The 4,326-nt window shown below is 71.1% G+C and carries 3 protein-coding genes and 1 pseudogene; all 4 read left to right on the top strand.

Features of this window, described 5'->3' with window-relative positions:
• Nucleotides 1-200 precede the first annotated feature (200 nt).
• Nucleotides 201-1,424, top strand: a complete 1,224-nt coding sequence (locus AC5LUJ_RS23530; RefSeq protein ID WP_493465802.1) for a tyrosine-type recombinase/integrase — start codon at nucleotides 201-203, stop codon at nucleotides 1,422-1,424.
• A 210-nt stretch (nucleotides 1,425-1,634) separates the two neighbouring features.
• Complete coding sequence (locus AC5LUJ_RS23525; RefSeq protein ID WP_493465801.1) at nucleotides 1,635-3,584, top strand: tyrosine-type recombinase/integrase; 1,950 nt, start codon at nucleotides 1,635-1,637, stop codon at nucleotides 3,582-3,584.
• Nucleotides 3,574-4,008: a DUF6262 family protein gene (locus AC5LUJ_RS23520; protein ID WP_493465800.1), complete on the top strand. Its 435-nt coding sequence runs from the start codon at nucleotides 3,574-3,576 to the stop codon at nucleotides 4,006-4,008. The genes AC5LUJ_RS23525 and AC5LUJ_RS23520 overlap by 11 nt, the downstream gene beginning before the upstream one ends.
• An 89-nt stretch (nucleotides 4,009-4,097) precedes the next feature.
• Nucleotides 4,098-4,326, top strand: a pseudogene (locus tag AC5LUJ_RS23515) (IS110 family transposase); the annotation flags it as partial.

The raw sequence follows: 4,326 nt of genomic DNA, 5'->3' as shown, positions 1-4,326 counted from the left end.
CCCGACACATTACGTACATGCGCGGCGTTCAGCAGCCAGCACTCGAACCGGTCTTCCAACATGTAGAACACCGGCTTCCAATAAACACCGGTAATCCGGCGTTGCGTGATGCGCGTCTGTGACGGTGGTTGACGGGAGCGGATCGGTCCGGCGCGTCCGTCACGGGCGGCGTATCTGTAGTCGCTATATTACGACACGTGATGACGGTGTGTGGGCCGTGCCGGACCCAGCGGCTGGTACTGCCGAGCGGGGAGACGACCTGGACGGTGCTCGGCGCGGACCATCGGGTGGTCGAGCCGGCGGAGGAGTTCCTCGAGTACCTGCGCGTGCAGGCGTCCTCGCCGAACACGGTGCGCTCGTATGCGCGGGCGCTCGCCCTGTGGTGGAGCTACCTGGCGGTGTTCGACCTGGACTGGGACCAGATGACGCTCGCCGGAGTGGGTGCGTTCCTGACCTGGCTGCGCGGTGGTGACGGTCCTGACGTCGTGTCGATCGAGCCGCGACCCGCGAGGGTCGGCGAGTCGACTGTCGCACAGCGGATGCGGGCAGTGACCTCGTGCTACCGCTACCACGAGCTCAACGGGGTTCCCCTCGGCGGCGACCTGGTGCGGCTGGTGCACGGGGCGCGGGCGTCCTACCTGCCGATGCTCGAGCATGTCGCCCGTCGACGGGGCCGGGAGCGGGCGGTCGTGAAGGTCCGCACTCCGTCGCGCCTGCCGCCGCCGGTGCTGACTCCGCCGCAGATCGGGCAGATCCTGGATGCCTGCGCGCGGTTCGACCCAGCGAGCGGGCAGTGGGCCGGCCGGGTGCGCGACCGGCTGCTGTTCGCCCTTCTCGCGGAGACGGGCCTGCGGCTGGGCGAGGCGTTGGGCCTGCGTCACCGGGACTGGCACACCGGCCGCGGCGACACCCCGTTCGTCGAGGTCGTGCCGCGGATCAACCCACACGGGGTGCGGGTGAAGGGCTGGCGCTACCGACGGCTGTTCGTCTCTGACGCTCTCGACCGGCTCTACGGCGAGTATCTGTGGCAGTTGTGTGACGCGGGCGCCGATCTGGCGGTGGCCGACCTCGACGAGGCGCAGGTGTTCGTGAACCTCGCGGGCGGGGCGCGGTTCGCGCCGTGGCGGCCGGAGACGGTCTACGACCTGGTTGGCCGGCTGCGCCGGGACCTGGCCGGGACGGTGCCGGCGGCCTGGACGCCGCACTGGCTGCGCCACTCGCATGCCACCGCCCTGCTGCTGACCGGGGTGCCCGACCACGTCGTCTCCCGCCGGCTCGGCCACGGCGACGTGCAGACGACGATGGCGATCTACGCCCATGTCACCGAGGAGGCCGATGCTCGGGCGGTGGCGAACTGGCGGGCGTTCACCGCCGGTTGGCGCCCCGCGGCGGCGGTGGGCGGACAGATCGGGCCGTGCTCGTGAACATCACGGTCGAGGAGCTCATGGACAACCTGGCCGCGGCGGGCTGCGGTTACGATCCCGCGGTCCTGGAGCGGCTATGGGCGGCGGTGCCCGACGACCTGCGGCTTCCGCGGCTGTCGGCGATGACCGTGCCGGAGCGTTACCGCGACGCCTGGACGGGGGGGCAGCCGCGCGAGCGCGGCGATCCTCCTCGAGCAGCTGCCCGAACCGATGCGCCGCGAGCTGACCTGGTGCTGCCTACGGGTGATCGAACTGGGCGGGAAGGTTCCGCTGCCGGCAGTGGCGATGCTGGCCCGCCGGCTCGCCGACGTCGTCGCCGACCTCGGCGATCGCGGACCGATCTCGCTGATGGGCCTGTCGGCACGCGACTGGTGCCAGCAGTTCTCCCTGGCGGTCCACCGACGCAAAGGCAGTCTGCCGACCGCGCACTCGACCCAGACCCTGCGGGAGACCCTGGTGCGTTTCCTGCGGCTGCTCACGCTCGCCTACGACGCCAGGCCCTGGTGGCAGCGGGAGTCCTGGAACCCGGTCGAGGATCCCCGCGTCCCGCTGCGCGCACACGAGCCCCAGGGCCGCGAGTCGATCCACTTCCACCGGGTCAGCGCACCCTGGCTGCGGCGCGGGCTGCAGTGGCACTGCAAGGTCAGCCTCGAGACTGGTGGGCTGCGCTGGTCGACCGTCGGCCAGCGGGTGTTCGCCCTGACCGTGTTCGACGCGTTCCTCGCCAGCCGCGGAGGACACCCGGCGCAGCTGGCGGACACCCCAGAAGCGGTGCGGGCCCTCATGCTCGACTACCTCGGCCACGTCCGCGCCCTGAGGGCCAGTCGTGGGCCGACCGAGGGACAGCCGCTGTCCGAGAACCACATCAGGACCCTGCTGATCAGTGTCGAGCAGTTCTACACCTTCATGCACGACCACAAACGCGAGGCCGCGGCAGCGCTGGGCGACCCCGGCTGGCTGCGCCTCGGTCCGGAGCATGCCACGTTCTACCGGCGCGGCGAGATCCCGCGCCCCGCCGCCGGCCGCGCCACCGGCCAGGACGTCATCTCCGACGCCGCGTTCACACGGATCATGGCGGGAATCGGGATGCTCGGCGAGCCGGTGTCCTCCGGCGGGTTCGGCGACGAGCAGGCCATGCGGATCATGATGCTGCAGGCGCGTCTCGGCCGGCGGATCAGCGAGCTGCTCCTGCTTGACCACGACCCGCTGTCCGCGCTGGCCACGCAGGCGCCGTCCGCCGAGGATCCGGACGCGTCCGCCGCCCGGCTCCGCTACCAACAGACCAAGATCGAAGGTGCGCCGGACACCGTTCTCGTCGACCACGAGATCGTGGCCATCATCCGCGCGCAGCAGCAATGGGCGGCCACATGGTTTGCCAACCATGGTGCGCCGGGACGCGCACCGCGCTACCTGTTCCTGGGCGAGAAGATGAACCGCAACGGCAACCGGCCCTACGTGTCGAGCACCCTGCACCGGATGCTCACCGAACTGGCCCACCGCCTGGACATCCGCGACGATGCCGGTCATCTCGTCGACTTCCAGCGCACACACCGCTTCCGGCACACCCGGGCGACCAGCCTGCTGAACGCCGGCGTCCCGCTGCACGTCGTCCAGCGCTACCTCGGCCACCTCTCTCCGACGATGACGATGCACTATGCCCAGACCCTCGCCGAGACACACGAGGCCGAGTTCCTGCGCTACCGGAAGATCACCGCCGATGCGCGGGACGTCGCCGCCCCGACCGCGGAGCTCTACGACCTGCTCCACCTCGACCGCCGGACCGACCGGATCCTGCCCAACGGCTACTGCCTGCTGCCGCCACGGCAGTCCTGCGAGAAGGGCAACGCGTGCCTGACATGTGACAAGTTCGCCACCGACGCGACGTTCCTTCCCGAACTGCGCACCCAGCAGGCCCGCACCCTGGCCCTGATCGACGAGCGGCAGGCCGCGTTCACCGCCCGCACCGGCGCCCCGATGAACGACGAGAACATCTGGCTGGCCGGACGCCGCCGCGAGGTCGCGGCCCTCGACGCGGTCATCACCGCGCTCGACGCCGACCCGGCCGCCCCGGGCACACCAGTGCGCGGCGCCGGGGTCGTCGCCCGCACCGACGCCGCGGCCCGCCGCGCCGAGCAGACCAGGCCCGCCGATGGCCGGTAACGTCGAGAACCTGCGCAGGGCCACCGCCGCCCGCACCGCCGGCGCCGCTGCCCGCGCCGAGACGACGTTGGAAACGATGCGCACCGCCGGCGAACCGATCACCTTCCGCGCCCTGGCCGCCCGCGCCGGAGTCTCCCTGGACTTCCTCTACCGCCAGCAGGCGATCCGCGGCCGCGTCGAACAGCTGCGCGCCACCCAGACCACCACCCCGCCCCGCCTGGCGCCTGCCCGGGACGGCGCCCACCCGGCCGCCACCAGCACCGTGGTGCGCGCGCTGACCACCCAGATCGCCGACCTCAAAGCCCGCCACCGCGCCGAGGTCTTCGAACTACGTGAAGCCCTCGCCGCCGCCCACGGCGAGAACCTGCTGCTACGCCGCCGCCTCGGCCCCCAGCACCCTGCCACCGACACCGACCCGCGCTGACGAGACCACCGGCAATCGTCTGTCACGGACGCGTCCGCGACGGCCACGACCTGCGGAAACGCCAAACTCGATCTTGAAAACTATAGATAACAGGGGTTTACTGGAAGCCGGTTTTCCACATGCTGGAAGACCAGTTCGAGTGCTGGCTTCTCAACGCGGCCCATGTGCGTAACGTACCGGGCCGGAAAACGGATGTGGCGGACGCCGTGTGGCTGGCGGATCTCGTCGCGCACGGCCTGGTCCGGGCGTCGTTCGTCCCTCCAAAACCGTTCCGGGACCTGCGGGATCTCACCCGGGCGCGGCGCACGGTGGTGGAGG

The organism is Protofrankia sp. CiP1_Cm_nod3 (assembly GCF_982290655.1).
This window is presented reverse-complemented; position numbering and strand designations above follow the sequence as displayed.